General features: G+C 29.5%; 26 protein-coding genes. 10 read left to right on the forward strand and 16 right to left on the reverse strand.

Translation table 11 applies throughout. The features are described from left to right. Window positions 1–173 precede the first annotated feature (173 nt). Entirely contained in the window at window positions 174–959 is a 786-nt protein-coding gene (locus L988_RS04060) for a hypothetical protein (RefSeq protein ID WP_047381848.1), read from the forward strand. Between the two features lie 59 nt (window positions 960–1,018). On the opposite strand, the gene L988_RS04065 is transcribed toward L988_RS04060, so the two are convergent. Together L988_RS04065 and L988_RS04070 are read right to left on the reverse strand one after the other, a co-directional pair. Continuing rightward, window positions 1,019–1,684, reverse strand: coding sequence for a response regulator (locus L988_RS04065; protein WP_047381850.1), 666 nt, complete (start codon window positions 1,682–1,684; stop codon window positions 1,019–1,021). Next, entirely contained in the window at window positions 1,685–3,238 is a 1,554-nt protein-coding gene (locus tag L988_RS04070; protein ID WP_047381852.1) for an ATP-binding protein, read from the reverse strand. A 223-nt stretch (window positions 3,239–3,461) separates the two neighbouring features. Here L988_RS04070 and L988_RS04075 point away from each other — a divergent pair, with 223 nt between their 5' ends. Both L988_RS04075 and L988_RS04080 read left to right on the forward strand, forming a co-directional pair. Next, window positions 3,462–4,505 (forward strand): AEC family transporter, encoded by a 1,044-nt coding sequence (locus L988_RS04075; RefSeq protein WP_047381855.1) that lies wholly within the window; start codon window positions 3,462–3,464, stop codon window positions 4,503–4,505. 19 nt (window positions 4,506–4,524) lie between these two features. Continuing rightward, on the forward strand, window positions 4,525–5,511 hold the full coding sequence (locus tag L988_RS04080; RefSeq protein WP_047381858.1) for a 2-hydroxyacid dehydrogenase: 987 nt from the start codon (window positions 4,525–4,527) through the stop codon (window positions 5,509–5,511). Window positions 5,512–5,563: 52 nt separating this feature from the next. On the opposite strand, the gene L988_RS04085 is transcribed toward L988_RS04080, so the two are convergent. Both L988_RS04085 and L988_RS04090 read right to left on the reverse strand, forming a co-directional pair. Beyond that, complete coding sequence (locus L988_RS04085; RefSeq protein WP_047381860.1) at window positions 5,564–6,628, reverse strand: M42 family metallopeptidase; 1,065 nt, start codon at window positions 6,626–6,628, stop codon at window positions 5,564–5,566. 20 nt (window positions 6,629–6,648) lie between these two features. Continuing rightward, entirely contained in the window at window positions 6,649–8,142 is a 1,494-nt protein-coding gene (locus L988_RS04090) for an ABC transporter substrate-binding protein (protein ID WP_047381862.1), read from the reverse strand. Between the two features lie 214 nt (window positions 8,143–8,356). Between L988_RS04090 and L988_RS04095 the strand changes: the two genes are divergently transcribed. The 7 genes from L988_RS04095 (at window position 8,357) to L988_RS04125 (ending at window position 15,862) form a co-directional block, all read left to right on the forward strand. Further along, on the forward strand, window positions 8,357–9,754 hold the full coding sequence (locus L988_RS04095; RefSeq protein ID WP_047381865.1) for a tryptophanase: 1,398 nt from the start codon (window positions 8,357–8,359) through the stop codon (window positions 9,752–9,754). Window positions 9,755–9,779: 25 nt separating this feature from the next. After that, on the forward strand, window positions 9,780–11,117 hold the full coding sequence (locus L988_RS04100; protein ID WP_047381867.1) for a sodium-dependent transporter: 1,338 nt from the start codon (window positions 9,780–9,782) through the stop codon (window positions 11,115–11,117). Window positions 11,118–11,272: 155 nt separating this feature from the next. Then, window positions 11,273–12,403 (forward strand): HlyD family secretion protein, encoded by a 1,131-nt coding sequence (locus L988_RS04105; RefSeq protein ID WP_052191677.1) that lies wholly within the window; start codon window positions 11,273–11,275, stop codon window positions 12,401–12,403. Then, entirely contained in the window at window positions 12,400–13,221 is an 822-nt protein-coding gene (locus L988_RS04110) for an ABC transporter ATP-binding protein (RefSeq protein WP_047381869.1), read from the forward strand. Before L988_RS04105 ends, L988_RS04110 begins: the two co-directional genes overlap by 4 nt. After that, entirely contained in the window at window positions 13,214–14,335 is a 1,122-nt protein-coding gene (locus tag L988_RS04115) for an ABC transporter permease (RefSeq protein WP_047381871.1), read from the forward strand. The genes L988_RS04110 and L988_RS04115 overlap by 8 nt, the downstream gene beginning before the upstream one ends. Window positions 14,336–14,354: 19 nt before the next feature. Further along, the gene (locus L988_RS04120) at window positions 14,355–15,602 is read left to right on the forward strand and encodes a TolC family protein (RefSeq protein WP_047381872.1); all 1,248 of its coding nucleotides are present in this window, start codon (window positions 14,355–14,357) and stop codon (window positions 15,600–15,602) included. 68 nt (window positions 15,603–15,670) lie between these two features. After that, window positions 15,671–15,862, forward strand: coding sequence for a YwbE family protein (locus L988_RS04125; RefSeq protein ID WP_047381874.1), 192 nt, complete (start codon window positions 15,671–15,673; stop codon window positions 15,860–15,862). A gap of 56 nt (window positions 15,863–15,918) precedes the next feature. On the opposite strand, the gene L988_RS04130 is transcribed toward L988_RS04125, so the two are convergent. From L988_RS04130 to codB, 12 genes are all read right to left on the reverse strand, one after another. Then, window positions 15,919–16,605 (reverse strand): type 1 glutamine amidotransferase domain-containing protein, encoded by a 687-nt coding sequence (locus tag L988_RS04130; RefSeq protein WP_047381875.1) that lies wholly within the window; start codon window positions 16,603–16,605, stop codon window positions 15,919–15,921. A 97-nt stretch (window positions 16,606–16,702) separates the two neighbouring features. Further along, complete coding sequence (locus L988_RS04135) at window positions 16,703–17,071, reverse strand: hypothetical protein (protein ID WP_047381879.1); 369 nt, start codon at window positions 17,069–17,071, stop codon at window positions 16,703–16,705. An 88-nt stretch (window positions 17,072–17,159) separates the two neighbouring features. Continuing rightward, on the reverse strand, window positions 17,160–18,704 hold the full coding sequence (locus tag L988_RS04140; protein WP_047381881.1) for a glycine betaine ABC transporter substrate-binding protein: 1,545 nt from the start codon (window positions 18,702–18,704) through the stop codon (window positions 17,160–17,162). A 22-nt stretch (window positions 18,705–18,726) separates the two neighbouring features. Then, complete coding sequence (locus L988_RS13590) at window positions 18,727–18,900, reverse strand: hypothetical protein (RefSeq protein WP_156110667.1); 174 nt, start codon at window positions 18,898–18,900, stop codon at window positions 18,727–18,729. A 114-nt stretch (window positions 18,901–19,014) separates the two neighbouring features. After that, the gene (locus tag L988_RS04145) at window positions 19,015–19,731 is read right to left on the reverse strand and encodes an outer membrane beta-barrel protein (RefSeq protein ID WP_052191678.1); all 717 of its coding nucleotides are present in this window, start codon (window positions 19,729–19,731) and stop codon (window positions 19,015–19,017) included. A 189-nt stretch (window positions 19,732–19,920) separates the two neighbouring features. Then, window positions 19,921–20,736 carry a carbohydrate ABC transporter permease gene (locus tag L988_RS04150; protein ID WP_047381882.1) on the reverse strand — a complete coding sequence of 272 codons (816 nt, stop codon included), beginning with the start codon at window positions 20,734–20,736 and terminating at the stop codon, window positions 19,921–19,923. Then, complete coding sequence (locus L988_RS04155; RefSeq protein WP_047381885.1) at window positions 20,736–21,611, reverse strand: carbohydrate ABC transporter permease; 876 nt, start codon at window positions 21,609–21,611, stop codon at window positions 20,736–20,738. The genes L988_RS04150 and L988_RS04155 overlap by 1 nt, the downstream gene beginning before the upstream one ends. A 12-nt stretch (window positions 21,612–21,623) precedes the next feature. Then, a complete protein-coding gene (locus L988_RS04160; protein ID WP_047381888.1) occupies window positions 21,624–22,916 on the reverse strand; it encodes a sugar ABC transporter substrate-binding protein in 1,293 nt (430 codons plus the stop codon). 129 nt (window positions 22,917–23,045) lie between these two features. Continuing rightward, complete coding sequence (locus L988_RS04165; RefSeq protein WP_047381890.1) at window positions 23,046–23,429, reverse strand: ankyrin repeat domain-containing protein; 384 nt, start codon at window positions 23,427–23,429, stop codon at window positions 23,046–23,048. Between the two features lie 17 nt (window positions 23,430–23,446). Next, window positions 23,447–23,704, reverse strand: coding sequence for a hypothetical protein (locus L988_RS04170; RefSeq protein WP_047381892.1), 258 nt, complete (start codon window positions 23,702–23,704; stop codon window positions 23,447–23,449). Between the two features lie 463 nt (window positions 23,705–24,167). Further along, window positions 24,168–25,427 carry a cytosine deaminase gene (codA, locus tag L988_RS04175; protein ID WP_047381893.1) on the reverse strand — a complete coding sequence of 420 codons (1,260 nt, stop codon included), beginning with the start codon at window positions 25,425–25,427 and terminating at the stop codon, window positions 24,168–24,170. Next, window positions 25,421–26,665 carry a cytosine permease gene (gene codB / locus L988_RS04180; RefSeq protein ID WP_047381895.1) on the reverse strand — a complete coding sequence of 415 codons (1,245 nt, stop codon included), beginning with the start codon at window positions 26,663–26,665 and terminating at the stop codon, window positions 25,421–25,423. Before codB ends, codA begins: the two co-directional genes overlap by 7 nt. Window positions 26,666–26,691 lie beyond the last annotated feature (26 nt).

The following is a 26,691-nucleotide window of genomic DNA, read 5'->3' on the forward strand; positions in this document are numbered from 1 at the left end:
TCATCAAGTAAGTAATTTCAACAATATTACTCTATATACAAGATATTTGTCAATAAATTTTGAAAATATTTTTTCATTTTTTGTTTTTTTTATTTTTTGACAATTAAAACTTTTCGAGGTATATACTATTATCAATATAAAAATCTTAAATAAAACTTAAGGGGGTAGATAACATGAGTTTAAAAGAATTAAAATTCGTAAAAATTAACCCATCTGGAAATATCACATTACTTTATCATCAAAACAATATCATAAAAGATGAATTTAAAGCTATTTCAAAAGTTTCAATGACTAAAAACTCTTTAGATGCTGAGCAAGTAGGTTTTATTAATACAACTCACTTGGAAATGATGGGCGGAGAGTTCTGCGGAAATGCCTGTCGCTCTTTTGGTGCTTTTCTTGCATTTAATGACGATAGCTTTAAAGATAAAAAAATATACACTATCACATGTTCTGGTGAATCCACTCCCTTAAATTTAGAAATTACTGGTACTGCTTTTAAAAATCGCTATTTTGCCAAAATTAAAATGCCTAATTATATCGCTACCGAAACTATCGTTTTAAATAACTATCAAATTTATATATTCTATTTCTCAGGTATAACACACTTTATCGTCGAATCTAAGGAGATTGATAATTTTCTACTCGAATTAATTCATAATTATTGCAAGAATTATGGAATTTTAAACTTTGGAGTCATGTTTTTCGATTCTAAAAAATTATTTATGATTCCATATGTTTATATTGAAGGTATAGGAGGAACTTGGGAAAATAGCTGTGCTTCTGGAACCTCTGCTCTTGGATTTTATTTGAACACCTATAAAAATATCGACTCTATAAAAATCAATCAACCTGGTGGTTTTTTAATTGTTTCTATTGAAAATAGTAATACATTTATAGATGGCCCTGTAGATATTGTAGCAGAAGGTACTTCGTATATTAATATTCATAGTAATTAATACCTATATTAAAAATAGCAGTATTTGTAAATTTAATACAAACCTGCTATTTTTTTAATCTATCTCTTTTTATAAATATACTGTGGCCTACCTATGTTACCATATATAATTTTCTCTTCAATGTGTTTTACTTTTTGCAAATAATCTAGATATTTTTTTGTAGATACGTTACTCATCTCAACAAGTTCACAAATCTCTTTTATACTGAACTCTTTTCCATTTAACTCTTCAATTTTATCTATAACTAACCGCAATGTTTTGTCATTTAATCCTTTAGGTAAATTTATATTTGTTTCATCTGAAGCAGAACTTAGTTTATCCAAATCTTCTTGAACTATCTTTTTTTCGTTAAATATAGCATTTCTGTCATAAAACTTTCTGATTGCACATTTAAATCTTTCAAAATCAAATGGTTTTATTAAATAGTCTAAACACCCAAAAGAGAGTGCTTTTTTTATCTCTTCACTCCCATTAGCTGACGTAATCATAATAACATCAGTTAAATGTCCCTCACCTCTGATCTCTTTTAAAATATCTAAACCATTTTCTCCGCCTAAAAAAATATCCATCAATATCAAATCAACCTTTTCTATTTTCAAATATCTAAAGACTTCTTCCTTATTTATTGCTAAACCAACAATCTCTAAATCTGATATTTTAGATATATATTCCATGTTTATCATTGCAACCATTGGATCATCTTCTACGACTAAAACTTTTTTCAACTACTTCATCACCCTTACTTTAAAAAATTTCCCATCTTCATTTTGCTCAAACTCAACAGTTCCACTATACAAATCAACTTTATTTTTTACTATATTCAATCCTACTCCACGCGAACTTCCTTTTGTTGAGAATCCTTGTTCATATATTTTAATAAAATTTTCTTGTGGAATCTGTTCTCCATTATCCCATACTTCAAATTCTATCTCTTTCTCTGTTTCTATTATTTTTATCTCTATTCTCTTATCTTTAATATTATACTCTTTAAATGATTCTATTGAATTTTCTATTAGGTTTCCAATAATTGTACTAATATCTTCAAAAATTGGAATTCTAATCTCTGTTGAAACTAAAGACTCTGCATTTACTAAAAATTGAATTTTCCTCTCTTTACAAATAGCATCCTTTCCTAATAATATTGCTTTTAAAAATGGATTTTTTATATTTATAAATTTTTTGAAATCATATTCATTTAAATCTTGAATCTCAAGAATATATTTTTTTGCCATCTCAATTTTGTCTAAATTTATCAACCCTAAAATAACATGCAATCTATTTTTAAACTCATGTATATTAGCTCTCATTCCATCCACTAATTGATCTATCCCTGTAATCTCTCTTGCATATCTATTTACGTCATCTTTTGTTTTTATAAGTAAGATTGTTCCATAATATTCATTTAAATTATAAATTGGTAGTATTTTAACATAGTAATATCCACCATCTATTAAAACCTCAATATTTCTAGCGGTATTCTCTTTCTTTTCCAAATAATGACTCACTTTTTTTAAAACCATCTCAGAACAAAGCTCTACATATTTTTTTGAAAAAACACTATTTACTTTCAATATCTCATTTTTTGTATTTAAAGCTATTAACCCAGATTCTAAATTATCTATTATTAAACGCTCTTCTATATACAATCTTCCTATCTCTTCTGGATCAAGACCAAATAAACTTTTCTTTATTTTTTTTGCAAAATTTGCTGCTAAAATAGTAGATAGTGTTATTGATGTTATAAATAAAAACACTAACATCAAAGTTGTTTTTCTATTCATATCTAAAATTGATTTGTAATATTTCCCCACCATTACAAATCCAATAATATCTTTATTTTTATTATCATATATTGGTTCAAATCTTCTAAAAGTAACTCCCATCGAACCAAGCATTCTTGAGAAATATCCCTCTCCTTTTTTTATTTTTTCCCACTCTACAGGATTAACAAATTTATCTCCTATTTGTGACTTATCTAGGTGCGAATATTTTATTCCATCTATATTTGCGACCACAATAATATCAATATCTCTAAATATCTCAATCAAACCATCAACCTTTTTTTCTATATTATTTTTTTCATAACTTAACTCTAAGTTATTTCTTATCTCTTTATTTGTACTAACTATCTTTGCTGCTTCTAAAAGATTTTTGGTTATATTATTTTCATCACTTTTTATTTTCTCGTTTAAAAATATTGTATATGAAAATATCAAAGGAATCATATTTATTATTAAAACCCAAACCATTATTTTATTTTTAAAATTTAACTTCTTCATAACTGATATACTACCATATTTAAAAGAGTTCGTAAAATTAAATTATTATACAAACTATGATAACTTTTTTATCTAACTCACACCTATTTTCTCTTAATTTTACTTAAAAAAGTTTAAAAACTATTTATAAAGTTTAAAAAATTGTAAATCTATTTAAAAAGATTTATAGTAGTTATGAAGTATTTATTAAATAACAATTTTTATTATAATTAGGAGGATTTTTATGAATTTTAGTGAAATTTTTTCAAGTATTCTAAGTAACAATAGTATTGTTGGAGCTATCTCTTCGTCGGTTTTAATTATACTTTTTGGTTTCTACTTAAGAAAAAAAGAGGTTCTAACAGCAAGTACATCTAAAACACTTAGTGACGTTATTCTTTCAGCATCTTTACCTGCTTTAGCGTTCAATTCATTTATGCAAGATATAAATAAAAACAGCCTAGAACAAGGTTTAAATCTTTTAATTTGGGGATTTGCAATATATATCATCTTAATATTTTTAACAAAAGTTTTATATATTCAGTATAAAGGAGATAAAAAAGCTGTTCTTGAAGTTTTAACTATTTTCGGTTCAACTACATTCTTTGGAATTCCAATCATTGCAGCTGTTTACGGTGAGCTTGGAGTTATGTATGCTTCTATCTTTAATATTGCTTACAGAGTTTTCCTTTACTCTTATGGATATATCAAAATGTCTGGTGTTAAAGTTGATAAGAAAAATGTAGCTCAAATGTTTTTAAATCCAATTGTTTTAGCTACTTTCTTAGGGATGTTTATCTGGGTATTCCAAAGTTCTCTACCTCAAATTACAGTTGCTGGTAAAGAGTATGCATTTTTAAGAATCGATAAAACAGCTTTCTGGTTATTTAGACCTATGACATACTTAGCAGCTCTTTGCTCTCCATTAGCTTGGATATCTATCGGTGCAAAATTAGCTGATATATCTCTTAAAGAAGCATTCTCATCTAAAGATTCTTGGATATATAGCTTCATCAAAGTTTTAGGGGTTCCTGCAATAAATATAGTAGCTTTATATATCTTAAACGTAACAAATATTTTACCTATATCTTTTGTTGGACTTGCTACTGTTGTTATAATGATGGCAACACCTACTGCCACTGTTGCTGCAGCTTACGCAATTAAATTTGATAAAGAATCACTTATGACTTCAAATTGTTCTTTACTATCTACAGTTTTCAGTGTAATATGTATGCCGTTATGGATTGTAATTTTAGAGGTTATTAAATCTTTAGAGATATTTGGATAATAATTTTTTAGGAGGAAAAATGAAATTAATATGTTTTGGTGTTAGAAAAGTAGAAGAGGAGTTCTTCATAAAATTAAATAGATTTGGATATGAGTTAACTCTTGTTGAAGCATTATTAAACGATGATAATATACATCTGATTAAAGGACATGAAGCTGTTATGCTAAGAGCGAATTGTCCTGCTAATAGAAAAAATTTAGAAATCATAAAAAGTTATGGTGTAAAATATCTACTAACTAGAACTGTTGGATATAATCATATCGATTTAGAAGCTGCTAAAGAGATGGGATTCAAAATGGCTAGAGTTCCCACTTATTCTCCAAATGCAATTGCTGAGCTTGCAATTACATTTGCGATGAACTTAGTTAGAAAAGGGACTTATATGATTAACAGATCTAGAGAAAAAAACTTTGTTGTTGATGAATTCATGTTCAGCAGAGAGATTAGAAACCTAACTGTAGGAGTTGTTGGAACTGGAAAAATAGGTCTTACAACAGCTAGACTATTCAAAGGTCTAGGAGCTAAAGTTTTAGCTTATGATATCTATCCTAATGAAAATGCTAAAGATATTTTAGAGTATGTTTCAATGGATGATTTAATAAAGAATTCAGATATTATTACTTTACACTGCCCATATATCAAAGGACAAAATGATAACCTAATCAATGACGAATTAATTTCAAAAGCTAAAAAAGATGTTATTCTAATCAATACTGCAAGAGGAGAGTTACAAGATGTTGAAGCTATCCTTAAAGGATTAGAAACTGGGAAAGTTGGTGGATACGCAAGCGACGTATTTACAAATGAAAAAGATTTCTTCTTCAAAGATATGAAAAATAAAGAGATTGATACTACTATTCAAAAACTTTTAGATTTCTATCCTAAAGTTTTAATCACTCCCCATATTGGATCATACACAGATGAAGCTTTAACAAATATGATTGAGATTTCGTATGAGAATCTTGATGAATTTATTAAAAAAGGCGTTTGTGAAAATCAATTGTAAATTATTTTAGTTATAATTTTTAAAAAATGCAGGGCATGATGCCCTGCATTTTTTAAAAGGTTTTTATTACTTCATTCGTTAAATTTTCTAATATTTTTCTTCCTAAAACAATCGCATCTCTATAATCCTTAGCAGAAGCATAAGTATAGTGAGTATGTATATATCTTGTTGGTATTCCTATAACAACAGTTGGAATGCTCTTTTCAGCTACATGATATTTTCCACCATTTGTACTTCCACCACTTCTTGCTATAACTTGATATTTTATGTTATTTTCAGTAGCTATTGTTTTTACAAACTCTTGAATTCTAGGATTAGAAACCATTCCTGCATCTAAAACTCTAAATTGAACTCCTTTTCCTATCGCTCCTTTAGATAAGAAACTATCTTTAAATGTATCATCTGCTGGAGATCCTTCAAATATAATTGCAAAATCTGGTTTTATTGTATTCGCAGCTACTTGTGCCCCTCTTAATCCAATCTCTTCCTGAGAACTTATAACTCCAATCGGAATCACATCTAATTTACAATCTTTTACTTCTTTTAATATCTCCATTACAATTGCACATCCAACTCTATTGTCGAAAGCTTTTCCTCTTACAACATCTATTTTCTCATCATAAGAAAACTGTACATCCGGTGTTATAGGGTTTCCAACTTCAATTCCGTATAAACTTATTGTTTCTTCATACGAACTTGTTCCTATATCTATTACTAATTCATCTATTTTAGGTAATCTAGCTTTCTCTTCTGCCGTCATAAAGTGAGGTGGTTTTGATGAAACAACCCCTCTTATATATTCACCTTTGAAGTTTTTTATAACTACTGAATGAGCTGGAATATTTGCTATATGCCAACCTCCTAATGGTAAAAAACTTAGTGTTCCATTAGATTTAATTCCCTCCACAATGAATCCAACCTCATCACTGTGGCAATCTAAAGCAACAACTGGTTTTGAATCCCCTTGATTCTCAGTTTGAATATATAGATTGTTTATAGAATCTCTTTTACAATTAAAACCTTTCATTTGTTTCTTTATAAACTCTACAACATCATGTTCATGTCCTGGTGCACCATGTAAATTTGATAATTCTTCTAGTAATTTAATCTTGTTCATTTTTTTCACTCCCCTTAAATTCAAAACTCATATTTATAAAACTCTGGATATCCTGTTGCTGAAACATTTTTTAGAGATGTACTCGCTCCATAAACAACATTTCCATGATATAGTGGTATTAATGGAACTTCATCATTTAATATTTTTTGGATAGCTATATAATACCCTTTTCTTTTTTCATTGTCACTCTCTTTTCTTGCCATCTCTAATAACTCATCCACTTTTAAATTTGAATAAAAAGTTCTATTTCCATTACTTCCTAATTGACTACTGTGAATATTAGGGTAATATCCGTAATCTGCATCATAAGTTGATGGTCCCCATCCCATTATAAACATATCTGTATTTCCAGATCCTGTTTGTGATAAAAAAGCTCCCCATTCTAATAATTCTATTTCTAAATTTATCCCTATTTTTTTCAATTGATCTTGAATTATTGTTGCTACTTGAACTCTTTCCGGACTACTTACAGCAATTTTAAGTTTAGTTCCTATTAAATCATTATCCTCTAATATTTTTCTTGCTTTCTCTGGATTAAACTCTCCATCACTCTCTTTTTGATTATATCCAAAAACTGGAGGAGCTAAAAATTGATTAGCCACTTTTGTTTTTCCTAAATATATAGTATCAACTATACTTTGTTTATCAATTGCTAAAGCAATAGCTTGTCTTAAAATTTTATTTGATAGTATAGAAGAATTTGTGTTCAATCCTATATATCCAGTTGTAGTTGAAGGGGCTGAATATACTCTAATCTTTCCATCCTTTTCTAAATCATTCCAAGAGATTGCAGGAATATCTAAAGACATATCTATCTCTCCTGTTTCCAGTCCTATTACCCTACTATTTTCTTCCGGAACAGCTTTTATAACTATAGTTTTTATACTTGGAATTCCTTTATAGTAATTTTGATTTGATGATAAAGTGATATTATCTCCTATTGCCCAACTTTCAACTTTATAAGGCCCTGTTGCTATTGGGTTTTCAAAATACTTACTTTCATCTTTTAGAACCTCTTTTTTATTTATAACTGATGAAGATTTGTGACTTAAATGATTTAATAAAGGTGAAAATGCCTGTTCAGTTATTATTTGAAACTCGTTATCTGATAGTATAACAATATTATTTATCATTTTATAAAGATGAGATACTTTTGGATTAGCTTTTGCTCTTTCTATTGTAAACTTTACATCTTCAGAAGTTAAAACATCTCCATTTGTAAATCTTACATCTTTTTTTAATTTAATATCTAATATTTTATCGTTTACTCTCTCATAGCTTTCAACCAAACTAGGAATTGGAGTTCCTGTTTTTTCATCTATTTCAAATAATCTATCATATATCTGAGTTATGGCTATCTGAGAATAATTATCTGTTGAATTTTGTGGATCCAATGTTTTCGGATCACTCAACTGCGCAAAAGTAAGTTTATCTTTTTTTTCGATTTTTTTCTCCTCACATCCTCCCAATAATGTCAAAATCAATGTTAATGTAATAACTAATATTTTTTTCATCCGAACCTCCCAAAAAAGTATTTAATAAATAATACTATTTTATTTTTCGAAAATCAATTTTTATTTTTCATTTTTTTAAAAAAATATTTAAATTTGACAAAGCAAATATCATGAAGTATATAGTTATATTGGAATTGAAAAAATTCTAATTAAGGAAATACCGTCCGCCTATCTGAAAAGATGACCGGGGTAGACTAAAAACGGAGGGATTTTTATGGCTATCAAGTATATTCCAGAACCATTTAGAATTAAAATGGTTGAAACAATTAAGATGACAACACCAGAGGAAAGAGAAGAAAAGATTAAAGAGGCAAACTATAACCTTTTTAACCTTAAGGGAGAAGATGTTTATATCGATCTATTAACTGACTCTGGTACAAACGCAATGAGCCAAGATCAATGGGCCGGTGTTATGAGAGGAGACGAAGCTTATGCTGGTGCTTCTAGTTATTTCAAATTAGTAAATACTGCTCAAGAAATTTTTGGATATGAGTATATCCAACCTGTTCATCAAGGAAGAGCAGCAGAAAAAGTTTTATTCCCTACCTTCTTAAAACCTGGGCAATATGCTATTTCAAATATGTTTTTTGATACAACAAGAGCTCACGTTATTCTAGCAGGAGCAAGACCATTAGACTGTGTTGTTCCAGAAGCTAAAGATCCTGCAAAAAGATCGAAATTTAAAGGAAACATGGATGTAGAAAAAATGGAAAAACTCATCTTAGAATACGGACCTGAAAAAATTGGTCTAGTTGTATTGACAATCACAAATAACTCAGCTGGTGGACAGCCAGTTTCTATGAAAAATGCTCGTGAGGTTGCTGCAATTTGTAAAAAATATAACATTCCTCTAAATATTGATGCTGCACGTTATGCTGAAAATGCTTATTTCATTAAAAGAGATGAGGAAGAATGTAAAGACATGTCTATAAAAGAGATTATTAACCAGATGTTTTCATATGCTGATTTCTTTACTATGTCAGCTAAAAAAGATACCATTGTTAATATGGGAGGACTTATCGGAGTTAAAAATTCTCTTGAAAATGCCGATATGATTTTAAAAATAAAAGCCAACTGTATAAGTTATGAGGGATTCACAACATATGGAGGTCTTTCTGGTAGAGATTTAGAAGCTCTTGCTATCGGCTTATTAGAAGGAATCGATGAAAATTTCTTAAGATACAGAATTGGACAGATGGAATATTTAGCTTCTAGACTTGATGATGCTGGAATTATCTATCAATCACCTGTTGGAGGGCACGGAGTTTTCGTAGATGCTTCTAAAATTTTCCCTAATATACCTTATAACGAATTTCCTGGACAAGTTTTAGCAATAGAACTTTATAAAGAAGCTGGAATTAGAAGCTGTGATATTGGTTCATATATGTTAGGAAATGATCCTGATACAAATGAACAATTAGAAGCAGACTTCGAATTCACAAGACTTGCAATTCCACGTAGAGTTTATACTCAAGCTCATTTAGATGTTATTGCGGATGCATTAATTGCAATAAAAGAAAGAGCTCACGAAATAAAAAGAGGATATAAAATAACATGGGAACCACCTATATTAAGACACTTCCAAGCATCCCTAGAAATTATTGAAGAATAAATAATTAGGGGAGGTTTATATTTTTATGAATGATGTAAAAACGGTTTTAATAGATGAAAATAATCGAGATGGTTTTAATTCAAAATTTGGATTTATTTTAGCTTGTATTGGTTCAGCAGTTGGAATGGGAAATATTTGGATGTTTCCATATAGAGTTGGACAGTTTGGAGGAGCAGCTTTTCTTATTCCGTATTTTACATTTGTTCTTTTAATTGGATTTTCTGGAGTTATTGGCGAGATGACACTTGGACGTTCTATGGAAACTGGACCTCTTGGAGCTTTTGAAAAAGCTTTCAAACAAAGAGGATTAAAAGGTGGAACTATTATTGGATTTATACCTGTTATTGGTTCATTGGCTATAGCTATCGGATACGCCGTTGTAGTTGGATGGATATTGAGATATTGTATTTCATCTATTTCAGGAACTTTAATAAATGTTGAAGCTGGACCATATTTTGGTATGTTAGCTTCTGATTTTGGAAGTATCCCTTGGCATATAGCTGGTTTAGCAATTACATTTTTTTTAATGTCTATGGGGATTGCTGGCGGTATTGAAAAAGTTAATAAAATTTTAATGCCTGCTTTCTTTTTTCTATTTATATTTTTAGCATTTAAAATATACTCATTACCTGGTTCTGAAGCCGGTTATGCTTATCTTTTTAAGCCTGAGTGGTCAGCCCTTTTAGAGATAAGAACTTGGATTTTTGCTCTAGGACAAGCGTTCTTCTCCCTTTCTCTTGCTGGATCTGGTACTGTAGTTTATGGAAGCTATTTAAGTAAGAATGAAGATATTGTAAACTCAGCTTTAAATGTTTCATTTTTTGATACTTGTGCTGCTATGCTAGCAGCTCTTGTAGTTATCCCTGCAGTATTTGCTTTCGGATTAGAGCCTGGGGCTGGTCCTGGACTTATGTTTGTAACATTACCTATGGTTTTTCAAAATATGCCTGGTGGACAACTAATTGCCATCATATTTTTTATAGCTGTTCTATTTGCAGGAGTAACATCACTTATGAATCTTTTTGAAACTCCCATAGAAGCCTTACAAAACAAAGTTGGATTATCTAGAAGAAATTCAATCTCTATTGTTGCCATTATTGCATTTGTTGTCGGAGTTTTCTTACATGGGGATCATCTTTCACCTTGGATGGACTTTGTTTCAATCTATGTTATCCCTTTAGGAGCCCTTCTTGCAGGGATCGTTATCTACTGGATTTGTAATCCAGGTTTTGCAAGAGAGCAAGCCCAAATAGGAAGAGATAAAATAATCGGTGCATGGTTTGAACCTGTTACAAAATATTTCTTCTGTGGTATTGCAATTGCAGTTTATATCTTGGGAATCTTCTATGGAGGAATTGGATAGTTAAATTTAATATATTAAATTCAAAAGACACTTTTATTCTTAATTTGAAAAAGTGTCTTTTTTTTATTTTAAAACAGGAAAAACAATTAAGATTAGGTAAGAAGAGATTGTAAAATAACAATAAATTTAAATAATAAAAAACACGAGGTGGAGTCATGAATGCGATTAAACTTTTACAACGATTCAAAAAAATAGATGTAAAATATCTATTTGGAGTAGGAATACTAACTCTTATTTTCTATTTTATTGGAGATTATATTCTCAGTAAAAAAGAGGATAAAATATACTATGGAGTTTTAGAGGTTGACAAACTAAACATCTCTTCAGAGCTACTTGGAAAAATCGAAACAGTTTATGTCAAAGATGGTGAATTTGTAAAAAAAGAACAAAAACTAATCTCTATAAATGACAAAGAAAATAAATTGAAGATTGAAAATAGTGAAATCTCTGTAAAATCTTCTGAAAATCAACTTCAAAAAACATTAGATGGCACTCGGGAAGAGCAAATCTCTTCACAAAAAGAGATTGTTAAACAATTAGAAAGTCAAGTTAATCAAGGAAAACAAAACCTAGTTGCACTTACAAGTGCTTATAAATTTGCTATTTCTAATTTCGAAAATAAAAAAAAGATATATTTCAACACAAAAGATCTATTTGAAAAAAAATTTGAAAGTCAATACGCATTTGACATTGCAAAATTAAATTTTGAAAATGCACAGAATCAATTTACTATTGCTCAAAACAATTTAGAAAATGGTAACCAAAATTTAGTTGCTCTTCATGCACAAAAAAATTCTGCTGAAGATAATCTTAGATATATGATTAATGGATTTTCTGTAAGAGATATTGAGGCAGATAAATTAAAAATCGCCTCTTCTCAAAAAAACTTAGAATTGACTAAGATATATGCTGAAAAAAACAATCTCGTAGCACCTATTGACGGTATCGTAGAAACTGTTAATCTAAAAATAGGTGAAGTTATTAGTCCTGGTGTAGCTGCTATTACTATGCTTGATAACAGTAATATCTGGACTAAAATATATATCCCAGAAAAACTTCTTCCATCTGTAAAACTAGGGCAAAAAGTTAAATTGAATAGCGATTTTATAGATAAAGAATATGCAGGAGAAATTATATACATATCATCCGACTCAGAATTTACTCCTATGAATATAGTTACAAAAAAAGACCGTTTAAAATTAGTTTATGAATTAAAGGTTAAACTTTTGAATGGTGATGATAAATTAAAAAGTGGAATGCTTGTAGGAGTTGATTTAGGATTATGAGTGTTGAAAATCTAAAGAGTGAATATGCAATAGAAATTAAAAACTTAACTAAGAAATTTGAGAAATATACAGCTGTTGATTCTTTAAGTTTTAATATTCCTAAAGGAGTTATTTTTGGATTTCTTGGACCTAATGGAAGTGGAAAATCTACAACTATAAGAATGATTTGTGGGGTATTAACTCCTACATCTGGTGAAGGTAAAGTTTTAGGCTACGATTTAAAAAGTAATCCTGAAAAAATAAAATCAAAAATTGGGTATATGTCACAAAAATTCAGTCTTTACGAAGATTTAACTATTGAGGAAAATCTAATTTTTTATGGAGAAATCTACTCTATTCCAAAAGAACATCTAAACGAAAGAATTGAAGAAGTTATAAAGATGTTAAATCTAAACGAAAAAAGAGATGTCTTATCCAAAAATCTTTCTGGAGGTTGGAAACAAAGATTAGCTCTAGGATGTGCTATTATTCATAAACCAGAACTTCTTATTCTTGATGAGCCCACAGCTGGAGTTGACCCTGTTGCAAGAAGAGAGTTTTGGACCACAATAAAAGATCTTATCAAATATGGAGATATTACTGTTCTAGCTACAACTCACTATATGGATGAAGCTTCTGTTTGTGATATCATTGGCTTTATTTTCGAAGGGAAACTAGTTGTTATTGATACTCCTAAAAATTTATATAAGAAATATAATACTGATAATCTTGAAGATATTTTCATTATCTATGTTAAAGAACTCTCTCATAAAGAGGTCATCTCCTCTTTTGATCAACTAAAGCATAAAGATGAGAAAGTGGAGGATAAAAATGATTAATATAAATCGTATTCTAACTATTGCTAAAAAAGAGATTATCCATATAAAAAGAGATCGTGCAAGTTTAGTTATAGCTTTAATTTTACCCATTTTTCTTTTGCTTCTGTTTGGCTTTGCTGTAAGTTCTGATGTTGATAATTTAAAACTCTCTGTTTATGATGGAAGTAAAACTATTGAAAGTAGAGAACTTATAAATAAATTGAATAACTCAACTTATTTAAAAGTGTATGAGTATGTTGATACTCCGGATGCTGTCGAAAAAAGTCTTGATTATGGTAGAACAAAAATAGGCGTTATCATTCCCGATTATTTTACTAAAAAATTACGAAGAGGAGAGTCAACAGATGTTCAATTTCTAATAGATGGATCAGATCCATATATAGCTAAAACTGCAGCATCATACTCTTCACAGATTATTAATCACTACTCTCAACTAAAACTGGCAAACTATAGTTCAAAAAATAAGGAAACTCTTATAAAACCTTATAATCTACTTTTATACAATCCAACTTTAGAGAGTAGTAAATTTAATATCCCTGGAATTATCGGTCTAATTTTACAAAATATAACAATTATGTTAACTGCTTTTTCAATTGTTCGAGAAAAAGAGAAAGGGACTATTGAACAATTAATCATGACTCCTATCTCTCCTTTAGAACTTGTAATCGGAAAAATTGCACCATATGTCTTTATTGCTTTTTTTGAATTAGATGTTACTTTGATTCTTGGGAAAATTATATTTGGTGTTGACATAAAAGGAAGTTTAATTCTTTTAATCTTTCTAGGAACTATATTTTTAACATCTTCATTAGCCATCGGTATATTTATATCTACAATATCAAATACTCAACTTGAAGCTATGCATTTATCCCTAGCATATCTTCTTCCTAGCGTTATTCTTTCGGGGTTTGTTTTTCCTCGAGAAGCTATGCCTAAAATCATCTATTTTATAAGTTGCTTCATTCCTTTAACTTATTTTAATGAAATACTCAGAGGCATCATATTAAAAGGTGTTGGAATACGAGAGCTTCTTCATCCTATAGCTGCTCTTATGACTTTAATTATTATTATAATTGTAGTTTCGATTAAAAAGTTCAAAAAAACATTAGATTAAAGAGAAGGAGAAACGAACTATGAAACTAAGAATTTTTATGATTTTTACTATTTCATTCTCTCTATTTGCTAGAGTTATAACAATCAATGAAGCCATCGATTTGGCTATTCAAAATGGAGAGGAAAATAATATAGCTAATAGGGAGTTAATTATTTCAAAAAAACAGTTAAACTCTGCATTTAAAACAGCTCTACCTAACATTTTTTATACCGGAGGATATTTAAAAACAGATGGCGCTTTTTTAGAAAATACTCCTATCCAAACAGCCAAGAGTGGCTATATAAATTTTCTTGGAATATCTCAACCGATATTTCAAGGCGGTTCTATTGCTGCTAAAGTTAAAAAAGCGAAAATAGAAGAACAAAAAAATACTCTGGCTCTTTTAAAACAAACAAGAGATACAAGACTTGAAGTTATATCTATATATACTGGGATTATTTTAGCTAAAAATACTCTCGAAGTCTATAACACATCTAAAATGCAACTAAATGAAGCTTTAAATTTTGCTAAAGAAAATGAACGTCTTGGAAAAATAACAAATGTAGAACTACTAAAAGCTGAGTACCAGCTTCTAGATATTGAAACCTCTATTTTAAATATTCAAAACGAAATAGAAATTGGTCTTTTAACTTTAAAACAAAAACTTAATTTTTCATCGTCTGAGGAGATTGATATAGAAAATTTCTATGTTTACAGAGAGGCTATCGATTCAATTAATTATAATATTGATTTAGATGAAGCACTAAATAATGGAATAGCAGCTAATTTTGCGAAACTTCATATTCAAGAAGCTGATGTCGAAAAAATGATTGCAAGAGCTGAAATGTTACCTCAAGTAAAAGGATTTATTGGTAAAGAATATGTTACTGAAGACCATCGAACAGAAAATTCATGGGGAGGAGGAGTCCTTGTCAGTTGGAATATATTTCAATTTGGAAAAGATTATGATAACTATGAAGCGAGTAAATTAAATATCGAAAATTCCAAATCACAAGAAAAAATTACTCATAATAATATCGAAATAAATCTAAAAAAAGCTTATCTAGAGTTAATACGATTAAATAAACTTGAGATTGCATACTCAAAAGCATTTGAACAAGCTAATGAAAACTATAAAAAAGATACTTTAAAATTTCAAAAAGGAATGATTACTATATTAGATTTTCTAAAATCTCAAGAGATGCTCACTGATTCAAAAATAAAATATGAAAATATTAGATTGATTCAATATAATGCTCTAGAGAAATATCGTTCTCTTTTAATTTAACCTTTGAATAAAGAGTTTTTAAAAAATGAAATTAATGTTATAATTATAGAAAAATATCAGGAGAAGTCATGAACGGTAAAAATAGAAAAGATATAAAAGCTGGTATAACAGTAAAAGTGGTTAAAAAAGAGGATCAAAGAACAGGGAAATTAACAGAGGGTATTGTTAAAGATATTCTTACAAACTCTGCTAACCATCCTCACGGAATAAAAGTAAGACTAATTGATGGAACTGTTGGAAGAGTTCAAGAGATTATTTAAATTAATTTTTTTCTTAAAAATAGCAGCTCACATTAATTTGTGAGCTGCTATTTTCTTTATCTAGAGTAAAGTTCCTCTATAATTTTTTCAGCAAGTGGTATTCCAGATGCTGGATTTTGTCCCGTAAAAATTGAACCATCTACAACAACATATGGATCAAAATCTTTATTTGATTTGGAATAGTTCCCTTTTAACTCCACAATCTTACTTTCTAAAAGAAAAGGAACGATATCTTCTAAACCAACAGCTCTCTCTTCAGAATTTGAAAAACCTGTAATATCTCTATTTTTAATTAGTGCTTCTCCTGTTCTATGATTTATTCCTTTTAATAATGCTGCTGTTCCATGACATACTGCACCAACTATCTTCCCATTATTAAAAAAATCTGATAGAAGTTTTGCATTCTCTTCACTTTCTGATAAATCCCACATTGGACCATGTCCTCCAGGATAAAAAATAGCGTCATATTGATGAAAATCAATTTTATTTAAGCTTATACTATTCTCTAATATATCCATATCATCCTCTAAAAATATTTTTACTAAAGGATTAGTATGTGAGTCTTCTAAACTCGCTGGATCTATGGGTATTTTTCCTCCTTTTGGAGAAGCTATTGTAATTTCTATTCCTCTATTTTTGAATGTAAAATAAGGCTCTACAAGTTCAGATAGCCATACTCCTGTTTTTCTCTCTGTTTTTCCTAAGTTATCATGCGATGTAACTACAAATAATACTTTTTTCATAAAAATACCTCCAAAAAACTAAAGCTTTGTAATCTATAATAAATATACTAATTATAAAAAACAAATCCTTCATTCAGATAAGTCTATTTATATGGAGTTATAAATAATTACTATATAATTTTTTTGATGAAGATGACTCTTTCTCAATCTCAATTTCTACCTTAACTGGAATATTATCATTCAATTCTTTTCTGATATCTGCGACCATTTTTTCTAACTCTTTTTCTAATCCATCTCTATCAAGTTTTGCAAATTCCTCTCTAGCCTGTTCTTTTGGAACTTTTATCTCAACTTCAACTCTATCTTTTTTTACATCTACATCATATTCTTTTATAGACATTTTATTTATCCCATCTGTTAATCTTGGGTAATTTCTCATAAGTTTCATCTCTAATTTATCTTCTAAATAATCTCCAAAAACCAATGCTGACAACATAATCATTACTGCTAAAACTACTTTCTTCATTTCTCTCCTCGTTTCAATAACTTTTTTTATTTATAAAAAGAATTTTATCATATTTAAATATTTTGTCAACTGTTTTGGTAGAGATTAGCTAATCTATCAATCCTTTTGACTTTAAAGCTTCTCTTGCAGTATTGTATTCGCTATCAATTCCTTCAGTCACTCTCAAGTTCAATCTTTGCATATCCTTATTTGTAAACATATTATTTAATCTGTTCAGTTCTTTTTCTATCATAGGATGCTCTTTTTTAAGTTTATTTGAAATTGTTATAACTGCCTCGTAAGGAGGAAAAAATTTCAAATCATCTTCTAAAACAACTAAGTCATATTTTTCAAGTAATCCATCAGTTGAATAAACAACTCCTACATCTGCTTTTTTTGAATGAATCGTTGGAATAATCAATCCTGGCTCCATAGAGTTTACTCTTCTAAATTCCATATTGTAAGTATCAATCATACCTTTAAGTCCATCTACTCTTTCCATAAACTCATGACCACCTATCAAATATGATTCTTTTGAGATTTTTTTCAAATCAGATATTTTTATTATTCCAAATTTTTCTGAAAAATCTCTATTCACAGCTAGTGCGTATGTATTCTCAAAACCTAATGGTTCTAAAATATCTAGTTCGAATCTTTCATTATAAATATTTTTAACTTTATAAAAGATATCTCTAGGTGCTAACATCTCTTTTTCTCCTAAAATTGCTAAAAAAGATGTTCCCGTATACTCTGGATAAATATCAATTTCACCATTTTTAATCGCTTCGAAATTTATATTTGTTCCTCCTAATTCTGTTATTGTTGCTTTATAAGGAGTTTTCTCTTGAATCATTATAGCTATCATATTTCCTAAAATTCTTTGCTCTGTAAAAGTTTTATGCCCTATTTTTACAGTAATATATCTATTCTTAGATATATATTTTTGAATTTGAAAAAAACCAAAAATAAAAAATAAAATTGATGCAAGAGCCAATTTTTTTCTATTTTTTATTTTTAGATTTTTATTTACAAGAGGATCTAAGGCTTTTTCAATTATACCTAAAAAATAATTTGCTACAAAAGCTAATATTGCTGTTGGAATAGCTCCACAAAGAACTAAATTGTTGTTACTTGTTGCTATGCCTCTAAAAATAAGTTCTCCTAATCCTCCAGCACCAATCAAAGCTGCTATTGTTGTTGTTCCTATCATAGAAACTGTTGCTATTCGAATTCCACCCATGATAACAGAAAGAGCTATGGGTAACTTAACTTTTAACAAAACTTGAAAATTTGTCATTCCCATACCTATAGCAGCTTGAATTGTAGCGTTATCAACATTTTTCAAACCTATATATGTATTAGTAACAATTGGCAATAATGAATAAAGAAATAATACAAAGACCGCAGGTTTTGCACCAATTCCCAAAAATGGAATAATTAATCCAAATAAAGCTAAGCTAGGAATCGTTTGAAAAACCCCGGCAATACTAAGCACGCCTTTTGCAATTTTCTCATTTTTTGTAATCATTATTCCACTTGGAACTCCAATCATTATTGCAACTAAAACTGCTATTCCTGATATTTGAAGATGTTGATTGAGAAGTTTTCCAATCTCAGGTAATCTTGAAATAAAATAATTAAAAAATACATTCATTTTATACCCCCCATAATTTAAATTAACTTTTTATCTTATTTATTCTTTGATTAATAACTTTTTGATTATTTAATTTTTGATTATTATGTTTATACTCTTTTTTATTAAATATCTTTTTTAAAATAGGATTAAAAATAGCCATCATAATATATGTAAAAATATTAAGAGCTATAAAACTTAAAATTTCTTTTTTCATGTTCTTTTCCTTTACTGTAATTTTTTTATATTATAGCATATTTAATAAAGCCTACGAATAATAAATATCCGTAGGCTTTCTGAATCTAATTTTTTATTTTAAGAATTTGATTTTTCAAAAACTAAATTTATAACCAAAACCCAATGTAATTCTTGAATAATCAAAATCTTTTTTTCCTAAAATCTCTTTATCCTCTTCCAAATTTGCTTTTGCTTCATTAACTTTATACATTAAATCTGCAAAAAAACTATTATACTCCACTCCCGCTCCAAAACCATAATACAAGTCATCACTTAAATCTGTGTCAAATTTTATCAAATTTTCAAATATATTACTTTCGTCTATATATAAAGATTTATTCTCTGTATCCTTATCTTTAAAATTAAATGAATAACCTAATGTACATTTTAAATATGGTTTCCAGATTGTTTCTGTTTCAAACTTATATTTCGCTACTGCATAAAGAGGAATTGAATCAAATTTAGGCATATCATACGTTTCATCAGTGTATATCTTTGCTTTAAATTTCGTATGATTTTGATAAGCACCTCCAATTCCTAATTCGAAATTATGATCTATATTCCTAGTCGCTTCAAATCCTACCTCAAATCCTAATCTATGAGTTTCTTTCTTATTAATTTTTATCTCATCTAACATCCATTCTTCATACTCTGATTTTATATCTAATCCTGCTTTAGTATATATATTGTAAATCGGTGTATATCCCAATAAATTTTCTTCAAGTATTATAAGTTTTTCTGGTGCTTCTTTTGTATAGGATAAAGAGCTCATCGTCAAGACAACTCCTAATATGAAACCTAATCTTCTCATAATTTAATCACCTCATTTTTATAGTACAATGTAGGACCACAAATGACAAGATTATTTACAAAATTTTTTCTATTTTCCTCTTTTTTCAATTCAAAATATATAAATAAATTTAAATCATAATAAAATTAATATTAGCCCAAGAAATTTCACTTTAATAAGCTTAATTTTTCTTGGGCTTTTTTATTTTCTCTATTTTGAAGATCCTGTCATTCCCTGTACAAAACTACGCTGCATACTGAAGAATAAAATAATCATCGGAATTGTACTTATAACTATGGCAAGCATCAGCATCCCATAGTCAACAAAATATGCTGAAGACATCGATGACAATGTCAACGTTAGAGTTTTACTCTCATTAGTTCTTAGAACAACAAGAGGCCACATATAGTTATTCCATTGAGTCATAAATGCATAAATAGCTGCTGCTGCAAGTGTTGATCTCATTGGAGGTAAAACTATTCTAAAAAATATTGTTAACTCACTAGCACCATCTATTCGTGCTGATTCAATTATTTGCATCGGAAAATTCTTTAAACTTTGTCTAAAAAAGAAAATTAAAAATATCGATGATAAACCCGGTAAGATTACTGCAAATAAACTATCTATCAATCTCAATTTCACCATTATTCTGAACAAAGGAATCATCATAGCTGCAAACGGAACCATCATTGAAAGTAAAAATATTTTATAGAGAATCTCTGTTCTTAAAGTTTTAAATTTATCAAATCCATAAGCTGCTAAAGATGTTATTAGCAGCGTCAAAACTACATAACCAATCGTAACTTTTAAAGTATTTAAAAAAGCTATTTCAAATCCACCAAAATTGGCTAAACTACTATAGTTTTGACTAAATGCATTTCCTAAAGTTAATTTACCATTCAAAATATCATTATTACTATTGGTTGCTCCTACTAACAACCAATAAAATGGAAAGATTGATATAAATGAAGCTATTCCCAAAAATATATATTGAAAAATTTCGCTAACTTTTATTTTTCTTTTCATCAAGCATCCTCTCCAGCAAATTTAAATTGAACATATGACAGCAACGCAATCATAAGAACAACACTATATGATATCGTAGCTGCATATCCAAAATTAGGTGCATATACAAATGAAACATTATATATGTATTGAGATACTGTCATAGTTGAGTTGGCTGGACCTCCCATTGTCAAGTTCATAGGTTCGTCAAAAAGCTGTAGAGTTCCTATTGTTGACATTATTGTTGTAAATAAAAGTATTGGTTTTAATTGAGGAACTGTTATATAAAAAAATTGTTTAAACTTATTTACTCCATCAATTTCAGCTGCTTCATACATATCTTTTGGAATATTTTGTAAAGCTGCTAAGAAAAATATCATATTATATCCAGTCCATCTCCAAAGAAGAGCTAAAATAATTGTTACTTTTGCCCAAAATGGATCGGTTAACCAAGGAATTCCATTTTCTATTAAACTCAAATTAATCAACACATTATTAATTAATCCTTTTTCAGAAAAAATCATCTTAAATAAAACTGAGTATGCAACTAACGATGTCACACATGGTAAGAAAATACATGTTCTAAAAACCCCTTTAAACTTCAAACGAGCGGAATTTAAAAGTGTTGCTAAAAAAATCGCTAGAATTAACATTATTGGAACCTGCACAATCAAATATATTAAAGTATTCTTTAAAGCGATTAAAAACATTTGATCACTAAGTAATCTCCTTATATTTCCTAAGCCTGTAAAAGTATATACAAGACCTTTAGAAGAATAAAAAGAAAGTATCAACGAATCAATTATTGGATAAAGAGAAAAAAATAAAAACAGAACTAATGCAATCGATATAAATAACCATCCCTCTTTACCATTCTTCCATAATTTTTTCAGCATCAGTATCACCTACTACTGTATTTGAGATTTAAGTTGAGCTTCTGCTTTTATTAAACCCTCTTCTACTGTCATTTGACCTTCAACTATATATTTTAAAACACTAACTATAGCTTGATCTGCCTCTTTTACATACACACTATAATTTACAGCTGGTATCTCTTTCATCCAATTTGAAAAATCTTTGTATACTTTTTGATTATCAAAAAATGGATCTTCTGCTTCATATGCTACTGTACTTTGTGATGGTAAAAATGTTCCGATTGCTCCTCTTTCCGTTAAAATCTCATTATAAAACTCTTTATCTTCAGAAAAAATAGTTTTCATAAACTCTGAAGCTTCAACTTTATTTCCTTTATTAAAAATATACCAACTAGAACCACCTAAATTTGAAGCATTTACAGATTTTACATTAGCTAATCTTGGAATTGGTGCAACACCCCATTTTCCACTTTGAGCCTCCTCAGTTTTTATACTTCCAATAATCCAAGCTCCCGTTGAAATTGTCGCAACATTTCCAGACGTAAAATTAGAAACCCATTCTCCCCAAGCTGTAGCAGAGTTAACAACTCCTGAATTGAACATCTCTTTAACTGTTAGTATAGACTCTTTTAATGCTTCGTTATTTACAAAATCTATCTCTCCTTTATCATTAAAGTACCAAGCTCCTGCAGACTGCATCATAACTCTAATTATTCCTGGATCATTTAACGCCATATCTGCCATTAACTGCTTTCCTGTTTTTGCTTTAATCTCTTTTCCAATCTCTATAAGTTCATTCCAAGTTATATTTTCTAAAGCTTCTTCCGATAGTCCTGCTTCTTTTAAATAATCTCTTCTGTAAAACAAACCTGTTACTCCACTATCAAAAGGAACACCATATATTTTATTTTCAACTGTCATTGGTCGAATTTTATAATTTGCAAAATCATTATAATTAATAACTTCATTTAAAGGCAGAAATGCATCTGGATAAGACGTTAAAAATTTTTGTGCTGCATAGTCTTCTATTAATACAATATCTGGAAGTGTATTAATAGCATTAGCAGATAAACTTGTATGTATTTTTTGTTCTATATCATCTCTTCCATGATCAACAACTTTTATTTCAATATTAGAATTTTTATCTGAATATATTTTTGCAGCTTTCTCCATTATAGGAATATTAAAATTTTTATCCCAAGCCCATACCGTCAGTGATTTTTTTGTCTCTCCACTTGGTTTTGAAGCCTCATTTTTTTGTTCATTTGTTCCACAAGATATTAAAGTAAGACCTGTTAAAAAAATAAGTGATAATTTCTTCTTCATAAAAATCCTCCTTGGTTATATATAGTTGTGTATTAAAATGTATAATTTATAAAAGCGGTACAAAATAACAATATATTATTACTCTATTTTTATTGAAATTTCAAATTTTTTATTAGCTTTTTTCAAAACTTATTTTAATACCTCTATTATCTCAGAAATATCTTTATAATCCATATTATCTTTTAAATACATTGCGTACTCTATGGATGTCATTCCCCAACTATTTTTTATATCCAAGTTAGCACCTTTTTTTTTCAAAAACTTTACCATCTCTAAATCTTTGTTAAAAATAGCTAGATTGATAGATGTATTTCCTTGTAAAGGTTCTACAGTATCTATATCTGCTCCATATTCAAGGAACAACTCAATTATTGATACATTCCCTAACAATGCTGCTTTATGAATTGGATATCTATACTCTCCACTTCTATCATTAACATCAATGCCTTCATCTAATTTAATCTTTAAAACCTCTAAATCACAATTTTTTAATGCATTTTTAAACTCTAACATCTCTCTTCCCCCTCTTATTAATTTTCTACATCTGAACAAACACATGGATAGTCTGGTGTAGGTTCATCATTCAAATACTCTTCTATTTTTTCAAATCCAGTAAAAATTAGAACTTCTTCCCAAGTTTCTACAACTAAGGTCGGTGTTACTTTTATATCATTTTTCTCTAACAACTCTTCAGATGTAATGATGTTCACATCTTTTCTATTCAGAAAAAAATCTTTAACTTTTTGACACTCTTCCAAACCTTCTTTTATATATAGTGTTTTTTTCATTTTATTTCCTCCGTCAGAACTTTTCTTTTTAGAGTTTCTAAATTTCTAGAAAACTAATACCTTTCAAGCTTAACTTTTCTATTCAAAATCCTCTCTAACCAATCGTTTTCAAAAGATTTTTAAACGTTTTTTTACCCTATCTTACTCTCTCTAAAGGGATATTTTTGCAGCTATATCTAGAATAAGGCTCTTTTTTTAGCAACCCCTTAAAATTAAAATAAAAGCGTCATTTTAACGAACTTTTGTCCTTTTTCTAGTAATTTTAAATTTATCACCCAAAAAAGACCCCTAAAAAAGTACTTTATTCAAAATAATACAATATTTGAAGTATTTTTTCAACTTATAAAAAATTATTAATTTAATCAAAATCTCTTAACTTTTCTTAATTATACCACTTTTTGCCATTATTTTTCCAATTTTTCAAAAAAAAACCGTAGGCTCTCACCCACGGTTTTCATCAAATCTATTTAAATGTAACCATCTCTTCTTCACCTAAGAATAACTTAGAAACTTTTGGAACAGATATAGCTATCAACTTTCCATTTCTCACAGAGTGAGTTACAGCTGCTTGTAATCTCACAGCATCAAAATCATTATTTTCAGACAGCACTATAAAGTTAGCTGCTTTTCCAACTTCTATACCATAGTTATCTTCAAGACAAAGAGCTTTAGCTGAGTTCTTCGATATCATATCAAGAGACTTTGAAATCTCATCATATCCCATCATATGACAAACATGTAATCCCATGTGTAAAACTTGTAGCATATTCCCATTTCCTAGTGGATACCAAGGATCGAATATATCATCATGTCCAAAAGCTACATTTATTCCCGCCTCTAAAAGCTCTTTAACTCTCGTAACTCCTCTTCTCTTTGGATAAGTATCAAATCTTCCACCTAAATGAATATTTACAAGTGGATTCGCCACAAAATTTATTCCAGATTGCTTCAGCAGTCTAAATAACTTATAAGTGTAAGCGTCATTGTAAGAACCCATCGCAGTTGTATGACTCGCTGTTACCTTGTGTCCAATTCCAGCTGCCCATGCTTCAGCTGCTAACACCTCTAAGAATCTCGATTGCTCATCGTCAATCTCATCACAATGTACATCAACTAATCTATCATATTTTTGAGCAAGTTTTATAATCTTTCTCAGAGATTCTACTCCCCAATCTCTTTGATACTCAAAGTGAGGAATAGCTCCAATAACATCCGCTCCACATTTTAGAGCCTCTTCCATAAGAGCCTCTCCATTTGGATAAGAAAGAATTCCCTCTTGTGGGAACGCAACTATTTGAATCTCCACAAACTCTTTCATCTCTTCTCTTAATTCTACCATCGCCTTCAGTGCCATAAGAGTTGGATCTGTGATATCTATATGAGTTCTTACAAATTGAATACCGTTTGAGATTTGCCATTTTAGAGCTTTCTTAGCTCTTCTCTTTACGTCCTCATGGCTAAGCATAGCCTTTCTTTCTCCCCAACACTCTATCCCTTCAAAAAGCGTTCCACTTCTATTCCATCTTGGTTCACCAGCACTCATCGTAGTATCTAAATGGATATGTGGTTCAACAAAAGGTTCCATTAAGATGTTTCCTTCTATATCTATAACCTCAACATTAGTTCTCTCAATATTTTTTTCTATTTTAACGAACTTTCCATTCTCTATCAGAATATCAACTAGTTCGTCTCTATCTCTTAATTTTGCGTTTTTAATTAACATGCCTCACTCCTTCTTTTTGTTTCCATCACTTTAGTTCCTACATAGTAAGCTCCCATTGTAAAGATAACACTGTTTATAGGTGCTATTCCTGGAATAAATTTCGCAGCAGCTATTCCAATAACCCAAGCTGATATCGCAGTCACATTTACTCCTAAGAACTCCATATTCTCTATTTTATCATACTCACCTTTTTTTACAAAGAAGTAATCACAAATTATAATCGCTCCAATTCCTGGAAGAAGAGTATTTAAAAGATTTAGCCATCCTACAAAGTTATTATAAATTGGAAGTGCAAATGCTGTTCCTAAAACTCCATTTAACATAACCATCTTACTTTTTGGTAACTTTGTGATACTTGAGAATCCTAATCCAGATGAGTAAAGAGCATTGTCATTTGTTGTCCAGATATTAAATCCTAAAACGATAATTGCTGGAATTATAATCCCTTGTGAGAACATAACTTCTGAAATATCCGCTGTTCCGAAAACTTTTCCTCCAACAGCCCCGAATATAAACATTAAAGAGTTTCCAAGGAAAAATGCTACAAGTGTACTTATAACTCCAACTCTACTATTCTTTGAGAATCTTGCAAAGTCAGCTGTCAAACTTCCTCCACTTATAAATGAACCTATACACATTCCAACTCCAGTCATAACTGTTATTGAATTTATCGGAGCTATATTCATCACTTCTTTCAATCCACCAGCATGATTTATGGCACTTACTACTGAAGTTCCACCTAAAACTGCTATACTTGGTACTGCAATTGCTGATAGAATTGTAACAGCCTTAATTCCAAAGTACGCTGTGAATGTCATCAGTACTCCCGATACAGCAACTAAAAGCTTCATATCTATTCCTGTTACTTTATTTACAGGTATAGCAAACATCGCTACTCCCACACCAAACCATCCAACTTGTGTTAAAGCTAGTAAGAACGAACCTAAATATGATCCTTTCTCTCCAAAAGAGTATTTAGCTAAAAGATGTGTAGATAACCCTGTCTTTGCACCAATGTGAGCTAAAGCTCCAGTGAAAATTCCAAGAATTAAATTTCCTAAAAGTACTGCTAGTATGAACTCTGCTCCTGTAAGTCCTATTCCTAATGTACCCCCTGTCCACATACTTGCCGAAAAGAATGTAAATCCTAACATTATTACAAACATTGAAAGTAGCCCTCTTTTATCACTCTCTGCTACTGCTCCAAATGAAAAGTCTGAATCATAATTTTTTGCCATAGTTATCTCCCTCTCCTTAATTAAGT

This window comes from Cetobacterium sp. ZWU0022 (assembly GCF_000800875.1).
Classification (GTDB): Bacteria; Fusobacteriota; Fusobacteriia; order Fusobacteriales; family Fusobacteriaceae; genus Cetobacterium_A.